This is a genomic window from Zestomonas carbonaria, from assembly GCF_904061905.1.
In the GTDB taxonomy this organism is placed as follows: domain Bacteria; phylum Pseudomonadota; class Gammaproteobacteria; order Pseudomonadales; family Pseudomonadaceae; genus Aquipseudomonas; species Aquipseudomonas carbonaria.
The window spans coordinates 14210-33443 of record NZ_CAJFCI010000070.1 but is presented as its reverse complement, the minus strand read 5'-3'; the positions used below and the strand labels follow the sequence as shown (position 1 = coordinate 33443).

General features: G+C 67.0%; 20 protein-coding genes. 13 read left to right on the top strand and 7 right to left on the bottom strand.

From position 1 onward, the window contains the following. Nucleotides 1–197: 197 nt before the first annotated feature. Entirely contained in the window at nt 198–1106 is a 909-nt protein-coding gene (locus PSEWESI4_RS16830; RefSeq protein WP_187672369.1) for a histone deacetylase family protein, read from the bottom strand. Nucleotides 1107–1164: 58 nt separating this feature from the next. On the opposite strand from PSEWESI4_RS16830, the gene PSEWESI4_RS16825 reads away from it, so the two are divergent. From PSEWESI4_RS16825 to PSEWESI4_RS16805, 5 genes are all read left to right on the top strand, one after another. Beyond that, nucleotides 1165–1731, top strand: a complete 567-nt coding sequence (locus PSEWESI4_RS16825; RefSeq protein WP_187672370.1) for a GNAT family N-acetyltransferase — start codon at nt 1165–1167, stop codon at nt 1729–1731. After that, nucleotides 1724–3331, top strand: a complete 1608-nt coding sequence (locus PSEWESI4_RS16820; RefSeq protein WP_187672368.1) for a SagB/ThcOx family dehydrogenase — start codon at nt 1724–1726, stop codon at nt 3329–3331. Before PSEWESI4_RS16825 ends, PSEWESI4_RS16820 begins: the two co-directional genes overlap by 8 nt. 4 nt (nt 3332–3335) lie before the next feature. Continuing rightward, a complete protein-coding gene (gene tesB, locus PSEWESI4_RS16815; RefSeq protein ID WP_187672367.1) occupies nt 3336–4205 on the top strand; it encodes an acyl-CoA thioesterase II in 870 nt (289 codons plus the stop codon). Next, on the top strand, nt 4202–4789 hold the full coding sequence (locus tag PSEWESI4_RS16810; protein WP_187672366.1) for an HAD family hydrolase: 588 nt from the start codon (nt 4202–4204) through the stop codon (nt 4787–4789). Before tesB ends, PSEWESI4_RS16810 begins: the two co-directional genes overlap by 4 nt. Nucleotides 4790–4978: 189 nt before the next feature. Beyond that, nucleotides 4979–5344 (top strand): endonuclease domain-containing protein, encoded by a 366-nt coding sequence (locus PSEWESI4_RS16805; protein ID WP_187672365.1) that lies wholly within the window; start codon nt 4979–4981, stop codon nt 5342–5344. Between the two features lie 184 nt (nt 5345–5528). Here PSEWESI4_RS16805 and ypfJ read toward each other — a convergent pair whose 3' ends face one another. Together ypfJ and PSEWESI4_RS16795 are read right to left on the bottom strand one after the other, a co-directional pair. Next, nucleotides 5529–6410: a KPN_02809 family neutral zinc metallopeptidase gene (gene ypfJ / locus PSEWESI4_RS16800; protein ID WP_187672364.1), complete on the bottom strand. Its 882-nt coding sequence runs from the start codon at nt 6408–6410 to the stop codon at nt 5529–5531. A gap of 63 nt (nt 6411–6473) precedes the next feature. Then, on the bottom strand, nt 6474–6908 hold the full coding sequence (locus tag PSEWESI4_RS16795; RefSeq protein WP_187672363.1) for a DUF411 domain-containing protein: 435 nt from the start codon (nt 6906–6908) through the stop codon (nt 6474–6476). A gap of 160 nt (nt 6909–7068) precedes the next feature. Here PSEWESI4_RS16795 and PSEWESI4_RS16790 point away from each other — a divergent pair, with 160 nt between their 5' ends. Further along, on the top strand, nt 7069–7533 hold the full coding sequence (locus tag PSEWESI4_RS16790) for a DUF4345 domain-containing protein (RefSeq protein ID WP_187672362.1): 465 nt from the start codon (nt 7069–7071) through the stop codon (nt 7531–7533). Nucleotides 7534–7542: 9 nt separating this feature from the next. Here PSEWESI4_RS16790 and trmA read toward each other — a convergent pair whose 3' ends face one another. Together trmA and PSEWESI4_RS16780 are read right to left on the bottom strand one after the other, a co-directional pair. Next, nucleotides 7543–8631, bottom strand: a complete 1089-nt coding sequence (trmA, locus tag PSEWESI4_RS16785; protein WP_187672361.1) for a tRNA (uridine(54)-C5)-methyltransferase TrmA — start codon at nt 8629–8631, stop codon at nt 7543–7545. Beyond that, complete coding sequence (locus PSEWESI4_RS16780; protein WP_187672360.1) at nt 8631–9923, bottom strand: NCS2 family permease; 1293 nt, start codon at nt 9921–9923, stop codon at nt 8631–8633. The genes trmA and PSEWESI4_RS16780 overlap by 1 nt, the downstream gene beginning before the upstream one ends. Nucleotides 9924–10090: 167 nt before the next feature. On the opposite strand from PSEWESI4_RS16780, the gene PSEWESI4_RS16775 reads away from it, so the two are divergent. Further along, the gene (locus tag PSEWESI4_RS16775; protein WP_187672359.1) at nt 10091–10645 is read left to right on the top strand and encodes a DJ-1 family glyoxalase III; all 555 of its coding nucleotides are present in this window, start codon (nt 10091–10093) and stop codon (nt 10643–10645) included. Between the two features lie 74 nt (nt 10646–10719). On the opposite strand, the gene rpsT is transcribed toward PSEWESI4_RS16775, so the two are convergent. Next, nucleotides 10720–10995, bottom strand: coding sequence for a 30S ribosomal protein S20 (gene rpsT / locus PSEWESI4_RS16770; RefSeq protein ID WP_187672358.1), 276 nt, complete (start codon nt 10993–10995; stop codon nt 10720–10722). Nucleotides 10996–11278: 283 nt separating this feature from the next. On the opposite strand from rpsT, the gene murJ reads away from it, so the two are divergent. From murJ to ispH, 6 genes are all read left to right on the top strand, one after another. Next, the gene (murJ, locus tag PSEWESI4_RS16765; protein WP_187672357.1) at nt 11279–12817 is read left to right on the top strand and encodes a murein biosynthesis integral membrane protein MurJ; all 1539 of its coding nucleotides are present in this window, start codon (nt 11279–11281) and stop codon (nt 12815–12817) included. Between the two features lie 62 nt (nt 12818–12879). Continuing rightward, entirely contained in the window at nt 12880–13818 is a 939-nt protein-coding gene (gene ribF, locus PSEWESI4_RS16760; protein WP_187672356.1) for a bifunctional riboflavin kinase/FAD synthetase, read from the top strand. 10 nt (nt 13819–13828) lie between these two features. Next, nucleotides 13829–16660: an isoleucine--tRNA ligase gene (ileS, locus tag PSEWESI4_RS16755; protein ID WP_187672355.1), complete on the top strand. Its 2832-nt coding sequence runs from the start codon at nt 13829–13831 to the stop codon at nt 16658–16660. A 90-nt stretch (nt 16661–16750) separates the two neighbouring features. Next, on the top strand, nt 16751–17254 hold the full coding sequence (lspA, locus tag PSEWESI4_RS16750; RefSeq protein ID WP_187672354.1) for a signal peptidase II: 504 nt from the start codon (nt 16751–16753) through the stop codon (nt 17252–17254). Then, nucleotides 17247–17684: an FKBP-type peptidyl-prolyl cis-trans isomerase gene (gene fkpB, locus PSEWESI4_RS16745; protein ID WP_187672353.1), complete on the top strand. Its 438-nt coding sequence runs from the start codon at nt 17247–17249 to the stop codon at nt 17682–17684. The genes lspA and fkpB overlap by 8 nt, the downstream gene beginning before the upstream one ends. Before the next feature lie 94 nt (nt 17685–17778). After that, nucleotides 17779–18723, top strand: coding sequence for a 4-hydroxy-3-methylbut-2-enyl diphosphate reductase (ispH, locus tag PSEWESI4_RS16740; protein ID WP_187672352.1), 945 nt, complete (start codon nt 17779–17781; stop codon nt 18721–18723). 60 nt (nt 18724–18783) lie between these two features. On the opposite strand, the gene PSEWESI4_RS16735 is transcribed toward ispH, so the two are convergent. Beyond that, nucleotides 18784–19197, bottom strand: a complete 414-nt coding sequence (locus PSEWESI4_RS16735; RefSeq protein WP_187672351.1) for a type IV pilin protein — start codon at nt 19195–19197, stop codon at nt 18784–18786. Nucleotides 19198–19234: the final 37 nt, after the last annotated feature.

The window sequence follows — 19234 nt, the reverse complement described above, 5'->3', positions numbered from 1 at the left end:
CCCATGCACGGAGCAGGCCCCTCTCCCAGGGGGAGAGGGGGCTGATCCGTGCATGGGGCATAGCTCGAGGTTGCAGGCAGGGCACATATAACCCCCTCTCCCTCAGGAGCGGGGCGCGCAGCCAGGGCTGGGGTGAGGGGCGGACTGTCCTATGTGCCCTAACCGACCAGCCACGCAGTGCTAAACCCCAGGCAACTTCACACCTCCCACACCCTTGCCGCACTGTGATGCAACAACCCATGCCGCCGCGCCAGCGCCGCGCGGTCCTTGTCGTAGCCGCCGCCGATCACTCCCGCCACCGGAATGTCGCGCTCGCGGCAGTGACGCAGCACGGCTTCGTCGCGGGCGGCGATGCCGGCGTCGCTGAGGTGCAGATGCCCGAGGGCGTCGTCGCGGTGCACGTCCACGCCGGCGTCGTAGAGCATCAGGTCCGGCTGGTAGAGCGGCAGCAGGTAGTTCAGGCTGTCGTCGACCACCTTGAGGTAATCGGCGTCGCCCATGCCTGTCGGCAGCGGGATGTCCCAGTCGCTGCGCGCCTTGCGCGCCGGGAAGTTCTTCTCGCAGTGCAGCGACACGGTGACGGCGTCGGGGATGTGTTCGAGCAGGCACGCGGTGCCGTCGCCCTGGTGCACGTCGCAGTCGAAGATCAGTACCCGGCCGACCTTGCCGGCTTCCAGCAGGTAGCGGGCGACGATGGCCAGGTCGTTGAAGATGCAGAAGCCGGAAGCGTGGTCGTAGTGGGCGTGGTGGGTGCCGCCGGCCAGGTGGCAGGCCAGGCCGTGTTCCAGGGCCAGCTCGGCGGCCAGCAGCGAGCCGCCCACCGCGCGCACGGTGCGCCGCGCCAGGGCCTCGCTCCAGGGCAGGCCGAGGCGGCGTTGCTCGGTGGCGGTCAGCTCGCCGCTCAGGAAGCGCTCGATATAGTCCGGGCAGTGAGCCAGGGCGAGCACTTCCCGCGAGCACGGCTCGGGGCGCAGCAGGTCGGCGTCGTTGGTCAGGCCGCTGTTCACGAGATGGTCACGGAGCAGGCGGAACTTCTCCATCGGAAAGCGATGCCCGGCCGGGAAGGGCGGGCTGTAGTCGTCGTGGTAGACCAGCGGAAGGGGCATACAATGGGCGCTCCGTGGCGATGACCGCAGTATGACCGAGATGAGCTGGAGCGCCGAGATGGCCGAACCGATCGAACTGGAAAGCGCGCGCCTGCACCTGCGTCGCTGGCGCGACGAGGACCTGCCGGCGCTGGCCGCGCTGAGCGCCGATCCCGAGGTGATGCGCCACTTTCCCGCGCCGCTGGGCCAGGATGAAAGCGCGGCGTTGCTCGGCCGTATCCGTGCCCATTTCGACGAGCATGGCTTCGGCCTGTGGGCGCTGGAGCGGCGCGACAGCGGCGAACTGATAGGCTTCACTGGCCTGTTGAAGGTGAGCTTCGAGGTGCACTTCGCGCCGGCGGTGGAGATCGGCTGGCGGTTGGCTCGCATGCACTGGGGCCAGGGGCTGGCCAGCGAGGCGGCGCGAGCGGCCCTGGCCTGCGGCTTCGGTCGCTTGGGACTGGAGGAGATCGTCTCCTTCACCACGACCGGCAACCAGCCGTCGCGGCGGGTGATGGAGGCCATCGGCATGCGCCGCGACCCGGCCGGCGATTTCGAGCATCCCCTGATATCGGCCGGGCATCCGCTGCGTCCGCATGTGCTCTACCGGCTGCGCCGCGATGAATGGGAGGCCGCCCATGGATGAAGTCCGCGCCTACCACGAGCTGAGCAAGCACCGCCCGGACCGCTTCGCGCCCGGTCCCGGCCACCTGGACTGGGCGACCCAGCCGGCGCCGTTCCGCCGCTATGCCGGGGCGCGGTCGATCGAGCTGTGGCATCGCCCGCAGGAGGAGTCGCCGCGCTACGACGCGGTGTTCGCCGGTCCCCTCGGCGCACCGGCCCCGCTGGATCGCGCCAGCCTCTCGCAACTGCTCTACGACAGCCTGGCGATCTCCGCCTGGAAGGAGGCTGGCGGCAGCCGCTGGGCGCTGCGGGTCAATCCCTCGTCCGGCAACCTGCACCCGACCGAAGCCTACCTGCTGCTGCCGCCCGGCACGCTGGAGGAGAGCGGGCTGCTGGTCCACTACGCGCCGGACGCCCATGCCCTGGAAGTGCGCGCCGAGCTGCCAGCGATGCTTGGCGAGCGCCTGCGAGAAAGCCTTCCGCCTGGCGGTTTCCTGCTCGCCCTGGCCAGCATTCCCTGGCGCGAGGCCTGGAAGTACGGCGAGCGCGCTTACCGCTATTGCCAGCACGATCTTGGCCACGCCCTGGCCTGCGTCGCCACCGCCGCCAGCGAGCTGGGCTGGCAGGTGCGCCTGTTGAGGGGGATCGCCGAGGTGCGTGTGGACACGCTGCTCGGTCTGGACCGCGATGGTTTCCACGAGGCCGAACATGCCGACTGCCTGCTGTGGATCGGCCCGCCGCAGGACGCGGAGCCACACCTGCCGGAAGAGCTGCTGCTCAGCCTGGAAGCGCTCGATCTGTACGGATCGCCGAACCGCCTCTCGCGCCAGTACCGCGACTGGCCGGAGCTGGCGCGTGTCCATGCGCTGTGCCGTGCCCCGGCATTGCCGGCGCTGCCCTGGAGCCAGCCATCCGCCAGTCCGCGCGACGACAACCCCGGCCTGCCGCTGCGCCCGCTGCTGCACCGGCGGCGCAGCGCCCAGTCCCTGGACGGCAAGGCCGGCATCCATGCCGAACTGCTGTTCGCCTGGCTGCGCCGCCTGCTGCCGGCGCATTCGCCAGTGCCTTTCGCGCTGACCGGCGAGCCGCCACGGGTCGACCTGCTGCTGTTCGTCCACCGTGTGCAGGGACTGGAGCCGGGGCTGTACTGGCTGGTGCGCGGCGAGGACCGACCGCAGGAGCTGGGCGGGGATTTCCTCTGGCAGCGCCTGGACGGCGAGCTGCCGCTCTATCGCCTGCTGGAGGGCGACGCGCGCGGGCTGGCCGGTTTCCTGTCCTGCGGCCAGGACATCGCTGCCGATGGCTGCCTGGCCCTGGCCATGCTGGCGCGTTTCGACCAGGCCCTGGAGGAGGGCGCCTGGCTATACCCTCGGCTTTACTGGGAATGTGGGCAGATCGGCCAACTGCTCTATCTGGAAGCCGAGGCGGCCGGGCTGTCGGGCACCGGGATCGGCTGTTTCTTCGACGATGCGGTACACGAATTGCTCGGTCTTGCCGACAGCCGCTGGCAAAGCCTTTACCATTTCACCCTCGGCCGCGCGGAGTGGGACGAACGCCTGACATCCCTGCCGGCCTATCAAGAACCACGCAGACCGCCGGAGAGCGGTGGCGCAGAGGAGTAGCCGTATGAGTCGAGTGCTGGATGATCTGGTCGCATTACTGAGCCTGGAAGCCATCGAGGAGAACCTGTTTCGCGGCGCCAGCCAGGACCTCGGTTTCCGCCAGTTGTTCGGGGGGCAGGTGCTCGGCCAGTCCTTGTCCGCCGCCAGCCAGACGGTCGAGGACGACCGCCACGTGCATTCCCTGCACGGCTATTTCCTGCGCCCCGGCGACGCCTCGTTGCCGGTGGTCTACAACGTCGACCGGGTGCGCGACGGCGGCAGCTTCAGCACCCGCCGGGTCACCGCGATCCAGAAGGGCAAGCCGATCTTCTTCTGCAGCGCCTCGTTCCAGTACGACGAGGACGGCTACGAGCACCAGATCACCATGCCGCAGGTGCCGGGCCCGGAGAACCTTCCTTCGGAGCTGGAGATCACCCGCCGCAACGCCCAGCGCGTCTCCGACCACGTGCGCGACAAGCTGCTCTGCGCCAAGCCCATCGAGATCCGCCCGGTGACCGCCGACAACCCCTACGACCCGGCCCCTGGCGAGCCGGTCAAGTACGTCTGGTTCCGCGCCGACGGCACCCTCCCTGACCTCCCCGCGCTGCACAAGTACATCCTCGCCTACGCATCGGACTTCGGCCTGCTGACCACCTCGATGCTGCCCCACGGCATCTCGGTGTGGGACAAGTTCATGCAGGTGGCCAGCCTCGACCACGCGCTGTGGTTCCACCGCGACCTGCGCGCCGACGACTGGCTGCTGTACGCCATGGACAGCCCCTGGTCCGGCAATGCGCGCGGTTTCGCCCGGGGCAGCGTGTTCAACCGCGATGGCCAACTGGTCGCCTCGGTGGCCCAGGAAGGCCTGATCCGCAAGCGCGAGGACTGGATGTGAAACTGCGCCAGGCCCGCCACTGGGTGTTCGACATGGACGGCACCCTGACCGTGGCGGTGCATGACTTCGCCGCGATCCGCCGCGCGCTGAACATCCCGGCGGAGGACGACATCCTCCACCACCTGGCCGCCCTGCCCGACGACGAAGCGGCGGCCAAGCACGCCTGGCTGCTGGAGCACGAACGCGAATTGGCCATCGGCTCGCAGGCCGCACCGGGCGCGGTGGCGCTGGTCCGCGAACTGCACGAACGCGGCTGCCGGCTCGGCATCCTCACCCGCAACGCCCACGAACTGGCCCTGCTGACCCTCGGCGCCATCGGCCTCGGCGACTGCTTCGCCAGTTGCGACGTGATCGGCCGCGGCGAGGCGCCACCCAAGCCCGACCCCAGCGGCTTGCTGCACCTGGCCGGGCAGTGGGGCGTGGCGCCGGGTGAACTGGTGATGGTCGGCGACTACCGCTTCGACCTCGACTGCGCGCGGGCCGCCGGTGCCTTCGGGGTGCTGGTCAACCTGCCGGAGAATCCCTGGCCGGAACTGGCCGATGCCTTCGCGCGGGATTGTGGGGAGTTGTTGGGGATGTTGTGAGGGGCGGGGATTTCGTGTGGGTATCGGGCTCGGTCCCTCACCCCCGGCCCCTCTCCCGGAGGGAGGGGGAGATATCCGTGCTCACCTTTTGAGCACGGTGTCACGGCTCACACCGATCCAGTCCCCTCTCCCTCTGGGAGAGGGTTAGGGGGAGGGGCCGAATGTCGGATTTCCACGGAAGGAAACCCCATGACACGCAAAAAGCTGCCGCTCGATACCGAAAAGCTGGCATTTACTCGCGAACTCCGCACCAGCGCCACTGACGCCGAAAACCTGCTCTGGCGCCACCTGCGCGCCCGGCAGATCGGAGGCTGCAAGTTCCGCCGCCAGCATCCTTTTCCGCCCTATGTGTTGGATTTCTATTGCCAGGAAAGATCGCTCGCCATCGAGCTGGATGGTGGGCAGCATCTCAGCGCGGATGGGGTTCGATATGACCAGCGACGCGACGGCTATCTGAGGTCCAAGGGAATCCACATACTGAGGTTCAGCAGTCGGGATGTGATGGTGGAGCTGACGGCTGTGCTAGAGCGTATTTTGCTGGAGGTTGGGGAATAGCGAATCTCCGTCCCTCACCCCCGGCCCCTCTCCCGGGGGGGAGAGGGGAGTTATCCGTGCTCACCTTTTGAGCACCGTGTCACGGCTTACACCGATCCAGTCTCCTCTCCCTTTGGGAGAGGGTGAGGGACGGAGGCTCGTTATCCCCAAGTCTTCGATCGCACTCAGGAACGAGCCATACAAACTACAACCGAGCCACCTTGAACGTATCGCACTTCCCAACCTGCCCACCCTCGAAGCCCATCTTGAACCAGCGCACGCGCTGTTCCGAAGTGCCGTGGGTGAAGGAGTCGGGGACCACGCGGCCGCGCGATTGCTGTTGCAGGCGGTCGTCGCCGATGGCGTTGGCGGCGTTCAGGGCTTCTTCCACGTCGCCGGGCTCCAGCCAGTTCAGGCGTTGCTGGGCGTGGTAGGCCCAGACGCCGGCCAGGCAGTCGGCCTGTAGTTCCTGGCGGACCAGCAGGCCGTTGTCGCCTTCCATGCGTTCGCCGCGCTGGCGGGCGGCGTTGATTCGCGAGCTGATGCCGAGCAGGGTCTGCACATGGTGGCCGACCTCGTGGGCGATCACGTAGGCCTGGGCGAAGTCGCCAGCGGCGGCGAAGCGTTGTTCCATTTCGCGGAAGAAGTCGAGGTCGAGGTAGACCTGGCGGTCGCCGGGGCAATAGAAGGGGCCGGTGGCCGAGGAGGCGAAGCCGCAGGCGGAGTTCACCCCTCCGCGGAACAGGATGAGTTTCGGGTCCTGGTACTGCTGGCCGGCCTGCTGGAAGATCGCCCGCCAGGTGTCCTCGGTGTCGCCGAGCACGGCGCGGACGAATTCGCTCTCTTCGTCGTTGGCCGCCGGGGCGCGGCCCTGGGTGGGCGCGGTAACGCTGGTGGTCTGCTGGCTCATGTTGACCACGTTGCCGAGGATCTGCAGCGGGTCCTGGCCGCTGATCAGGCCGATCACCACGACCACGGCGATCGCGGCAAGGCTCAGGCCCTTGCCGCCGCCGATCCGCATACGGCCTCCTCCGCTGCCACGGGCATCCACCACGTTGTCGCTGCGTCGGGCTTTTTTCCAGAGCATGTCGGCTTCCTCGGGGGCTCAGCTTCTTGAGTGTTGCCCCTGCGGGGGCTCGGCGCCAGTCCTCTAGTCGGCTGGGTAGTCGGCCAGTACGTGCTGTTGCCCGTCGCGGTCCAGGACGATCACCTGGTAGGCGTCGCGGCGCTCGCCGATCTCCATGCCCGGCGAACCCAGCGGCATGCCCGGCACCGCGGCGCCGAGCAGGTCGGGGCGTTGGCGCAGCTTGTGGATGTCGGCGGCCGGCACGTGGCCTTCGACGAACTTGCCGTCGATCACGCCGGTGTGGCACGAGCCCAGGCCGTGGGGCACGCCGAGGCGGGTCTTGACCGCCGCCATGTCCGTCTCGACATGGTCGTTGACCTGGAATCCATTGTCCTGCAGATGGCTGATCCAGGCCTTGCAGCAGCCGCAGTTGGCGTCGCGATGGACGTCGATGGCGAGCTTTTCGCCAGCCTGGGCGAAGCCGGCGAGCAGGGCGGTGAGGAGGAGTAGACGGCGCATGGGGGAATCCTGAAGGCGGGTGGTCCAGCTTAGTCGCCGACGCGGTGGGCGCCAAGCCGTGGCTGTGTCCGGATGTTCTCGTCGAGCGGATTCGGGCGAGCGGCGCGAACGAAATCGCGTTTGGCCGGTCTTTGCAGGGTTAGGAAAGAGGCAAGACGCAATGATTTTCGCGCGAATCATCCTGGCCATTCAGGTCGTGGTGCTGGGGGGCATGGGATTGGCCTATTGGCTGCGGCCCTACGAAATGGCCAACCTCAACGGTATTCTGCTGATGGAGAGCATCTCGGTGATCAACACCCGGGTGTTCCATGGGGGCTTCCAGGTCGGCCTCGCGCTGTACCTGGCGTGGACCATGCGCGACCGCGACAGGATACGCGGTGGTCTGGTGCTGTTGATCCTGTTGCAGTCGACGCTGGCCCTGGCGCGCCTGACGGCGCTGTGGCTGGATAGCGACGACGTCCTGCTCGATGACTTCTCTTCGTTGGCGGTGAAGTTGTTCACCGCCCTGCTGGCGGGCCTGGCGCTGTGGCGGCTGGATCGCGAGGACCGGCAGGCTGTGGCGCCGGCGGATGAAGATGAACGGCCCCAGCCGGCGGCGGGCGACGAGGCGCCGCCGCAAGCCTGACCCGGAACCTCAGCGGCGCTCCAGCAGCACGCCGGCTTCCATGTGGTGGGTGTAGGGGAACTGGTCGAACAGTGCGCAGCGGGTGACCCGGTGGGTGTCGTGCAACTGGGCGATGTTCGCCGCCAGGGTCTCCGGGTTGCAGGAGATGTAGAGGATGCGGGAGAAGCGGCGGGTCAGCTCGCAGGTGTCCGGGTCCATGCCGGCGCGCGGCGGGTCGACGAACACGATGCCGAACTCGTAGCTCTTCAGGTCGATGCCGGCCAGGCGGCGGAACGGCCGCACCTCGTTGAGCGCTTCGGTCAGTTCCTCGGCGGACAGGCGCACCAGGGTCACGTTGTCGATGCCGTTGTCTTCCAGGTTGGCCAGCGCGGCGTTCACCGAGGTCTTGCTGATCTCGGTGGCCAGCACCCGGCGCACGCGGGTGGCCAGCGGCAGGGTGAAGTTGCCGTTGCCGCAGTACAGCTCCAGCAGATCGTCGCCGCGTTCGCCGAGCGCCGCGTAGGCCCACTCCAGCATCTTCTGGCAGACCATGCCGTTGGGCTGGGTGAAGGCGCCCTCCGGCTGGCGGTAGCGGAAGCGGCGGCCGGCCACTTCCAGCTCTTCTTCCGCATAGTCGCGACCGATCACCAGGCGCTGGCCGCGCGAACGGCCGACCAGGCTGACGCCCAGCTCGCCGGCCAGGCCCTCGGCCTCGGCCTGCCAGGCGGCATCCAGCGGGCGGTGGTAGCACAGGGTGATCAGCGCGTCACCGGCCAGGGTGGTGAGGAATTCGACCTGGAACAGCTTGAAGCTCAGCGTCGCGCTGGCCTGCCAGGCGGCCTTCAGGCGCGGCATCAGTTCGTTGATGCGCGCGCTGGCGATGGGGAAGTCGTCGATCAGGATCGGCGTGCGCTTGTCGCCCGGCGCGAACATGGCGTAGTGGCGGTCCTCGCCCTCGCGCCACAGGCGGAATTCGGCGCGCAGGCGATAGTGCTCGCGCGGCGAATCGAACACCTGCGGCTCAGGCGCGTCGAAGGGCGCCAGCAGCTCGCGCAGGCGGGCGGTCTTGTCTTGCAACTGGGCGGCGTAGGCCGCCGGATCGAATACCGGACTACTCATCAGTGGGGAAAGCCCATCTTGATCACGAACAGAATGGCGAGGATCACCAGTGCCGGGCTGAGCTCCTTCCAGCGGCCGGCCAGGGTCTTGATCGCCGCCCAGGCGATGAAGCCGAAGGCGATGCCGTCGGCGATGGAATAGGTGAACGGCATGGCCAGGGTGGTGACCAGCACCGGCGCGGCGGTGGTCAGGTCGCTCCAGTCTATCTCGGCCAGGCCGGAGGCCATCAGCACGGCGACGAAGAACAGCGCCGGCGCGGTGGCGAAGGCCGGGATGCTGCTGGCCAGCGGCGAGAGGAACAGCGCGAGGAGGAACAGCACGGCGACCACGATGGCGGTCAGCCCGGTGCGCCCGCCGGCGCTCACCCCGGCCGCCGACTCGATGTAGCTGGTGGTGGTCGAGGTACCCAGCAGCGAGCCGCCCATGGCCGCGGTGCTGTCGGCGATCAGTGCGCGGCCCATCTTCGGCATGTAGCCGTCGGCGCGCATCAGCCCGGCCTTCTTGGCCACGGCGATGAGGGTGCCGGAGTTGTCGAACAGGTCGACGAACAGGAAGGCGAAGATCACCGTGATCAGGCCGATTTCCAGCGCGCCCATGATGTCCAGTTGCAGGAAGGTCGGCGCCAGCGACGGCGGCATCGACACCAGGCCGCCGAACTCGGAGATACCGAGCAGGATGCCGAGCAGGGTCACGGCGAGGATGCCGATCAGCACCGCGCCGGTGACCCGCCGTGCCTCCAGGGCGACGATCAGGAAGAAGCCCAGCACGGCGAGGATCGGCTCGGGCCTGGTCAGGTCGCCGATGGTCAGCATGGTCACCGGGTGGGCGGCGACGACGCCGGCCTTCTGCAAGGCGATCAGGGCGAGGAACAGGCCGATGCCGGCGGCGATCGCCGAGCGCAGTTCCAGCGGAATGCTGTTGATGATCCACTCGCGGATGCGCAGGATCGACAGGATGAAGAACATCACCGCCGAGAGGAACACCGCGCCGAGCGCCACCTGCCAGGTGTGGCCCATGTGCAGCACCACGGTGTAGGTGAAGAAGGCGTTGAGGCCCATGCCGGGAGCGAGGGCGATCGGGTAGTTGGCGATCAGGCCCATGGTCGCCGAGCCGATGGCCGCGGCCAGGCAGGTGGCGACGAACACCGCGCCCTTGTCCATGCCGGTCTCGCCGAGGATCGCCGGGTTGACGAAGAGGATGTAGGCCATGGTCAGGAACGTGGTGACCCCGGCGAGAATCTCGGTGCGGACGTTGGTGTTATGGGCTTGGAGTTGGAATAGTCTTTCCAGCATGACGGGCTCCACGGCGTCAGGGGTGGCAGGCACAAGCTAAGCACGTCGCTCCGCTGCCTGCCGCAAGGGGCGCGCATCATACCAGTTGGCCCGCGGCCGGTGAATTTTGCTGGCGAATGGGTCAGGAACGATACGGATTCGATACTTTTACCCGCAGGAGCAACGCCATGACCACTCGCGCCCTGATCGCCGTCGCCGACGGTGTGGAAGACCTGGAAACCGTGACCCTGATGGACGTGCTGCGGCGCGCCGAGATCGAGGTGGTGGTGGCCAGCATCGAAGGCCGGCGCATGTTCACCTGCGCCCGTGGCAGCCGGCTGACCGCCGATGCGATGCTGGTCGACGTGCTGGCCCAGGAGTTCGACCTGATCGTCCTGCCCGGCGGCATGCCTGGTGCCGAACGCCTGGCCGAGCATGGCCCGCTGTCCGAGATGGTGGTGCGCCAGGCCAGGGGCGGCAGGTTGTTCGCGGCGATCTGCGCGGCGCCGGCCGTGGCTCTGCAGCGCTACGGCGTGTTGCGCCAGCGGCGGATGACCTGCTACCCGGCGTTCAGCGACCGTCTGTCCGGCTGCACCTTCGTCGACCAGCCGGTGGTGGTCGACGGCAACTGCATCACCAGCCAGGGCCCCGGCACCGCGCTGGCTTTTGCCCTGGCGCTGGTCGAGCAACTGGTCGGCAAGGGCAGGCGCAACGAGGTGGCCAAGGCGATGCTGGTCGGCTGAGCCCGGAAGCCCTGCGGCAAATCGCAGGCAATAAAAAACCGGCCCTGGGGCCGGTTTTTCAAGAACATCGCAGCTTAGGCGGCAGCCTGGCCGAGCGCCTTGATGTGGGCGTTCAGGCGGCTCTTGTGACGAGCTGCTTTGTTCTTGTGGATGATGCCTTTGTCGGCCATGCGGTCGATGACCGGAACAGCCAGGGTGTAGGCGTTCTTGGCCAGTTCGAGGTCCTTGGCGTCGATAGCCTTGACCACGTTCTTGATGTAGGTGCGCACCATGGAGCGCAGGCTGGCGTTGTGGCTACGACGCTTCTCAGCCTGTTTGGCGCGTTTCTTGGCAGAAGGTGTATTTGCCACCGTCGAGCTCCTCGAAAACTGTAGGGGATTGCCGATCAAATTAAGGCCGCGAATGATGCCGTCGAGCGCGGGGGTTGTCAAGGCCGATAGGCCAGGGCGACGAGTGGTACGAGGCGTGCTTTCTTGGCGCCCGCACTCTACACTCGGCGGTTTCATCGAGCCACGCTTTTCGGCGGTTGCGGACATGCCCCGTGGGCGCGCCACCCCGATTCGAGGTGGCTTCGCGGCCAAGGCCGCTTGCACGGTAGCCCTGGTAACTCCATTTGGTCCCCGATCACACCCTATGAACCTGCTCAAGACGCTGGCGGCCGTCAGCTCCATGACCATGCTGTCCCGCGTGCTCGGTTTCGTGCGCGACACCATCATCGCGCGTGTCTTCGGCGCCGGCATGGCCACGGACGCCTTCTTCGTCGCGTTCAAGCTGCCCAACCTGCTGCGCCGCATCTTCGCCGAGGGCGCCTTCTCCCAGGCGTTCGTGCCGATCCTCGCCGAGTACAAGACCCAGCAGGGCGAGGAGGCGACCCGTACCTTCATCGCCTACGTCTCCGGGCTGCTGACCCTGGTGCTGGCGCTGGTGACCCTGCTGGGCATCCTTGCCGCGCCCTGGGTGGTCTGGGTGACCGCGCCGGGCTTCGTCGCCGAGCCGGAGAAATTCGCCCTGACCGTCGACCTGCTGCGGGTGACCTTTCCTTATATATTGCTGATCTCGCTGGCTTCGCTCGCCGGGGCGATCCTCAATACCTGGAACCGTTTCTCGGTGCCGGCCTTCGTGCCGACGTTGCTCAACGTCAGCATGATCGTCTTCGCGCTGTTCCTCACGCCGTACTTCGACCCGCCGGTGATGGCGCTGGGCTGGGCGGTGCTGGCCGGCGGCCTGGCGCAACTGCTCTATCAACTGCCGCACCTGAAGAAGGTCGGCATGCTGGTGCTGCCGCGCCTGAGCCTGCGCGACACCGGCGTGTGGCGGGTGCTCAAGCAGATGGCGCCGGCGATCCTCGGTGTGTCGGTGAGCCAGATCTCGCTGATCATCAACACCATCTTCGCGTCCTTCCTGGTCGCCGGCTCGGTGTCCTGGATGTACTACGCCGACCGCCTGATGGAGCTGCCGTCCGGCGTGCTCGGCGTGGCGCTGGGCACCATCCTGCTGCCGTCGCTGGCCAAGACCTACGCCAATGCCGACCGCCACGAATACTCGCGCCTGCTCGACTGGGGCCTGCGCCTGTGCTTCCTGCTGGTGCTGCCGTGCTCGCTGGCCCTGGCGCTGCTCGCCGAGCCGCTGACCGTGTCGCTGTTCCAGTACGGCAAGTTCACCGAGTTCGACGCGCAGATGACCCAGCGCGCGCTGATCGCCTATTCGGTGGGGCTGCTCGGCATCATCCTGGTCAAGGTGCTGGCGCCCGGCTTCTACGCCCAGCAGAACATCCGCACGCCGGTGCGCATCGCGATCTTCGTGCTGGTGCTCACCCAGTTGATGAACCTGGCCTTCATCATTCCGCTCAAGCACGCCGGGCTGGCGCTGGCGATCAGCCTGGGCGCCTGCGTCAACGCCGCCCTGCTGTACCGGGGCCTGCGCCAGCGGCGGATGTACGAGCCGCAGCCGGGCTGGACGAAATTCCTGCTCAAGCTGCTGGTGGCGGTGGCGGTGATGTGCGCCGTGCTGCTCGGCGTGATGCACCTGATGCCGGCCTGGAGCACGGGCGGCATGCCGGAGCGCCTGCTGCGCCTGGGCGCGCTGGTGGTCGCCGGCGTGCTGGCCTATTTCGGCAGCCTGGCGGCGCTGGGCTTCCGGCCGCGTGACTTCTCGCGCAAGGCGGTATCCTAAGCGCCTGTCGTAGCATGAACGGTGTGCGTATAATCGGCCACTTTCTGAGCAAGTAGTGCGTTATGCATCTGGTTCGAGGTCTTCACAACCTACGGCCCCGCCATCGGGGCTGCGTTGCCACCATCGGCAATTTCGACGGCGTGCACCGGGGACACCAGGCCATCCTGGCGCGCCTGCGCGAGCGTGCGGCCGAGCTTGGGGTGCCGAGCTGCGTGGTGATCTTCGAGCCGCAGCCGCGCGAGTTCTTCGGCCCGGACACGGCGCCGCCGCGTCTTTCCAGGCTGCGCGACAAGCTCGAACTGCTCGCCGCCGAGGGCATCGACCGGGTGCTGTGCCTGAGCTTCAACCGCCGCCTGCGCGAGCTGAGCGCCGCCGAGTTCGTGCATGCCGTGCTGGTCGAGGGGCTGGGCGTCAAGCACCTGGAGGTCGGCGACGATTTCCGCTTCGGCTGCGACCGTGCCGGGGATTTCGAGTTCCTGCGCCAGGTGGGGCCGGTCGAGGGGTTCACCGTCGAAGCGGCGGCGACCATCGAAGTGGCCGGCGAGCGGGTCAGCAGCACGCGGGTGCGCGAGGCCCTGGCCGAGGCCAACTTCGCGCTGGCCGAACACCTGCTGGGGCGGCCGTTCACGATCGAGGGGCGCATCCTGCACGGGCAGAAACTGGCCCGCCAGCTCGGTACGCCGACCGCCAACGTGCAGCTCAAGCGCCGCCGCGTGCCGCTCTCCGGCGTGTTCGTGGTGAGTGTCGAACTGGACGGCCGGCGCTGGCCGGGTGTCGCCAATATCGGCGTGCGCCCGACGGTGGACGGCGATGGTCGTCCGCACCTCGAGGTTCACCTGCTGGATTTCGCCGGCGACCTATATGGCCGGCATTTGACGGTGGCCTTCCACCACAAGCTGCGCGACGAGCAGCGTTTCGCCTCCCTAGAGGCGCTGAAGACGGCGATCGATGGAGATGTCGCCGCCGCCCGAGCCTTCTGGCAGGGTCAACCGCTTAAGTGAAGAGCCTGAGATGACCGATTACAAAGCCACGCTAAATCTTCCGGATACCGCGTTCCCGATGAAAGCCGGCCTGCCGCAGCGCGAGCCGCAGACCCTGCAGCGCTGGGACAGCATCGGCCTGTACCAGAAGCTCCGGGAAATCGGCGCCGGGCGTCCGAAGTTCGTCCTGCACGATGGCCCTCCCTATGCCAACGGCAGCATTCACATCGGTCATGCGGTCAACAAGATTCTCAAGGACATCATCGTCCGCTCGAAAACCCTGGCCGGCTACGACGCCCCCTACGTGCCGGGCTGGGACTGCCACGGCCTGCCGATCGAGCACAAGGTCGAGGTCACCCACGGCAAGAACCTGCCGGCGGACAAGACCCGCGAGCTGTGCCGCGCCTACGCCAGCGAGCAGATCGAGGGCCAGAAGGCCGACTTCATCCGCCTTGGCGTGCTCGGCGAGTGGGACAACCCGTACAAGACCATGGACTTCGCCAACGAGGCCGGGGAAATCCGCGCCCTGGCGAAGATGGTCGAGGGCGGCTTCGTGTTCAAGGGCCTGAAGCCGGTCAACTGGTGCTTCGACTGCGGCTCGGCGCTGGCCGAGGCCGAAGTCGAGTACGCCGACAAGAAGTCCGACGCCATCGACGTCGGTTTCGCCGTGGTCGACGAAGCCAGGCTGGCCGCCGCCTTCGGCCTGGCGAGCCTGGCCAAGCCGGCGCAGATCGTCATCTGGACCACCACCCCCTGGACCATTCCGGCCAACCAGGCGCTCAACGTGCACCCGGAGTTCACCTACGCCCTGGTGGACGTCGGCGACAAGTTGCTGCTGCTCGCCGAGGAACTGGTGGAGTCCTGCCTGCAACGCTACGGCCTGGAAGGGACGGTGGTCGCCACCGTGCAGGGCGAGGCGCTGGAGCGCATCGAGTTCCGTCACCCGCTCTACGACCGGCTGTCGCCGGTGTACTTGGCCGAATACGTCGAACTGGGCGCCGGCACCGGTATCGTCCACTCCGCGCCGGCCTACGGCGAGGACGACTTCCGTACCTGCAAGCAGTACGGCATGAGCAACGACGACATCCTCAGCCCGGTGCAGAGCAACGGCGTGTACGTCGAGTCGCTGCCGTTCTTCGGCGGCCAGTTCATCTGGAAGGCCAACCCGCAGATCGTCGAGAAGCTGCGCGAAGTCGGCGCGCTGCTCAAGCACGAGAGCATCAGCCACAGCTACATGCACTGCTGGCGGCACAAGACCCCGCTGATCTACCGTGCCACCGCGCAGTGGTTCGTCGGCATGGATCGGCAATCGGAGCAGGGCAGCACCCTGCGCGAGCGTTCGCTGGCGGCCATCGACCAGACCGGCTTCGTACCGGCCTGGGGCCAGGCGCGCCTGCACGGCATGATCGCCGGCCGCCCGGACTGGTGCATCTCGCGCCAGCGCAACTGGGGTGTGCCGATCCCGTTCTTCCTGCACAAGGAAAGCGGCGAACTGCACCCGCGCACCCTCGAACTGATGGAAGAAGTGGCCAGGCGCGTCGAGCAGGAAGGCATCGAGGCCTGGTTCAAACTGGACGCCGCCGAGCTGCTTGGCGACGAGGCCGCGCAGTACGACAAGATCAACGACACCCTGGACGTCTGGTTCGACTCCGGCACCACCCACTGGCACGTGCTGCGCGGCTCGCACAGGCTCGCCCACGAAAGCGGCCCGGCCGCCGACCTCTACCTGGAAGGCTCCGACCAGCACCGTGGCTGGTTCCACTCCTCGCTGCTGACCGGCTGCGCCATCGACGGCCACGCGCCGTACCGCGAACTGCTCACCCACGGTTTCACCGTCGACGAGAGCGGCCGCAAGATGTCCAAGTCCCTCGGCAACGTGATCGCCCCGCAGCAGGTGACCGACAGCCTGGGCGCCGACATCCTGCGCCTGTGGGTCGCCGCCACCGACTACTCCGGCGAGATGGCGGTCTCCCAGACCATCCTGCAGCGCAGCGCCGACGCCTACCGGCGCATCCGCAACACCGCGCGCTTCCTGCTCGCCAACCTCAACGGCTTCGATCCGGCCAAGGACCTGTTGCCCGCCGAGGACATGCTGGCCCTGGACCGCTGGGCCGTGGACCGCGCCCTGCTGCTGCAGCGCGAGGTCGAGGAGGCCTACCGCGAGTACCGCTTCTGGAACGTGTATTCCAAGGTGCACAACTTCTGCGTGCAGGAACTGGGCGGCTTCTACCTCGACATCATCAAGGACCGCCAGTACACCACCCAGGCCGACAGCCGCGCGCGGCGCTCCTGCCAGACCGCGCTGTTCCACATCGCCGAGGCGCTGGTGCGCTGGGTGGCGCCGATCCTGGCGTTCACCGCCGACGAGCTGTGGCAGTACCTGCCGGGCGAGCGCAACGAGTCGGTGATGCTCAACACCTGGTACGAGGGCCTGGGCGAACTGCCGCAGGACTTCGAGCTGGGCCGCGAATTCTGGGATCACGTGATGGCGGTCAAGGCCGCGGTCAACAAGGAGCTGGAAAATCAGCGGGCCGCCAAAGCCATCGGCGGTAACCTGCAAGCCGAGGTCACCTTGTTCGTGGAAGACAAATTGAGCAGCGAGCTGGCCAAGCTGGGCGACGAGCTGCGCTTCGTGCTGATCACCTCCACCGCCACCCTGGCGCCGTTCAGCGCCGCGCCGGCGGATGCGGTGGAAACCGAAGTGGCTGGCCTCAAGCTCAAGGTGGTCAAGTCCGGCCACGCCAAGTGCGGCCGCTGCTGGCACCACCGCGCGGACGTCGGGGTGAACCCGGCGCATCCGGAAATCTGCGGTCGCTGCGTCGACAACATCGATGGCTCCGGCGAGGTGCGCCACTATGCGTGATGACGCTCGCCGCTGTAGGCGCGAGCTTGCTCGCGATCCGTGCGGATCGATCGCGGACCACAGCAAGCAGGTTCCGGCAGGGGCGCGCCCATGACCGCTCGTTTCGGCAGACTCCCCTGGCTGTGGCTGAGCGCCCTGGTGTTCGTCCTCGACCAGGCGACCAAGCTGTACTTCGAAGGCTCGCTGCGCCTGTACCAGCAGATCGTGGTGATTCCCGACTACTTCAGTTGGACCCTGGCCTACAACACCGGCGCGGCCTTCAGCTTCCTCGCCGACGCCGATGGCTGGCAACGCTGGTTCTTCGCCCTCATCGCGGTGGTGGTCAGCGGCGTGCTGGTGGTCTGGCTCAAGCGCCTGAAACAGGATGAAACCTGGCTGGCCATCGCCCTGGCGCTGGTGCTCGGCGGCGCGCTGGGCAACCTGTTCGACCGGGTGGTCTACGGCCACGTGATCGACTTCATCCTGGTGCACTGGCAGAACCGCTGGTACTTCCCGGCCTTCAACCTGGCCGACAGCGCCATCACCGTCGGCGCCGTGATGCTGGCGCTGGACATGTTCAAAACCAAGAAATCCGGAGAACCCGCTCATGACTGAGCTACGCATTGGCCCGGATAGGGAAGTCACCCTGCATTTCGCCCTCAAGCTCGACTCGGGCGATGTGGTGGACAGCACCTTCGACAAGCAACCGGCCACCTTCAAGGTCGGCGACGGCAGCCTGCTGCCGGGTTTCGAGGCCGTCCTGTTCGGCCTCAAGGCCGGCGACAAGCGTACCCTGCAGGTCGAGCCGGAAAACGGCTTCGGCCAGCCCAACCCGCAGAACGTCCAGGTCATGCCGCGCAGCCAGTTCCAGGACATGGAGCTGTCCGAAGGCCTGCTGGTAATCTTCAACGATGCGGCGAACGCCGAGCTGCCGGGCATCGTCAAGGCATTCGACGACGCCCAGGTCACCATCGACTTCAACCACCCGCTGGCCGGCAAGACGCTGAGCTTCGAGGTGGAGATCATCGAAGTCAGGGCGCTGTAATCGCCGTTAACCGTAGGATGGGTTGAGCGCAGCGATACCCATCGACTCATCCGCAGTACACTGGTGTCGTCCCTGCGCGCCGAGATCCTCGACCATGCAAATCAAACTCGCCAACCCCCGCGGCTTCTGCGCCGGCGTCGACCGAGCCATCGAGATCGTCAACCGCGCCCTCGAAGTGTTCGGGCCGCCGATCTACGTGCGCCATGAAGTGGTGCACAACAAGTTCGTGGTGGAAGACCTGCGCGCGCGCGGCGCCATCTTCGTCGAAGAGCTGGACCAGGTGCCGGACAACGTCATCGTCATCTTCAGTGCCCACGGCGTGTCCCAGGCGGTCCGCAAGGAAGCCGAACGGCGCGGCCTGAAAGTGTTCGACGCCACCTGCCCGCTGGTCACCAAGGTGCATATGGAAGTGGTGCGCTACAGCCGCGACGGCCGCGAATGCATCCTCATCGGCCACGAAGGACATCCCGAGGTGGAAGGCACCATGGGCCAGTACGACACCGCCAACGGCGGCGCGATCTACCTGGTGGAAGACGAGGAGGATGTCGCCCATCTGGAAGTCCGCAACCCCGAAGCGCTGGCCTTCGTCACCCAGACCACCCTCTCGATGGACGACACCAGCCGGGTGATCGACGCCCTGCGTGCCAAGTTCCCCAACATCGGCGGCCCGCGCAAGGACGACATCTGCTACGCCACCCAGAACCGCCAGGATGCGGTCAAGCAACTGGCCAACGAATGCGACCTGGTGCTGGTTGTCGGCAGCCCCAATAGCTCCAACTCCAACCGCCTGCGCGAACTGGCCGAACGCATCGGCACCCCGGCCTACCTGATCGATGGCGCCGAAGACCTGCAACGCGGCTGGTTCGACGGCCGCCAGAACATCGGCATCACCGCCGGCGCCTCGGCCCCGGAAGTCCTGGTACGCGGCGTGGTACAACGCCTGCGCGAGTGGGGCGCGACGGGGGCGGAGGAGCTGGATGGCCGGCCGGAGAACATCACGTTCTCGATGCCGAAGGAGCTGCGGGTTAAGGCGGTGTGATTCTTTACTGATCGGTACGGCAACAAACAAAAAGGTCGGCAAAGCCGACCTTTTTGTTTGTTAGATTCCGCTGCAACTGCCCCAGGCGTTCGCCAGGGCGCCACTGCCTCCGCGAACGCCTGTCGAGGTGAGGGTGAGGGTGCCTCGGTTTGCCAGCAGGCCACCGTTCGTGGGGGTTGCTGTCAAGGTATAGGTGGTTGCGGTCGAAGCGGAAATTGCTATTTGCGTATGCTTCGTAGAGCCATCTACCGGGCTGCCCGCGTAGACACCCAAGGTTGCCCCAGTGTAGGTGTTGTTCTGCGCGCGAAAGCGTTCCATCACGTTGGCGGCTCCTGTGAGTACGCTCTTGGCGTCCTCACAGGCCGCGCGGCGGACATAGGACTGGTAACTGGGAATCGCGATGGCGGCCAGGATGCCGATAACGACCACAGCCGTCAGCAATTCGATCAGGGTGAAACCGGTTTGTCTTTTCATGCGATGCCTTTTGGGTATCTCTCTGCAAGGCGGGTAT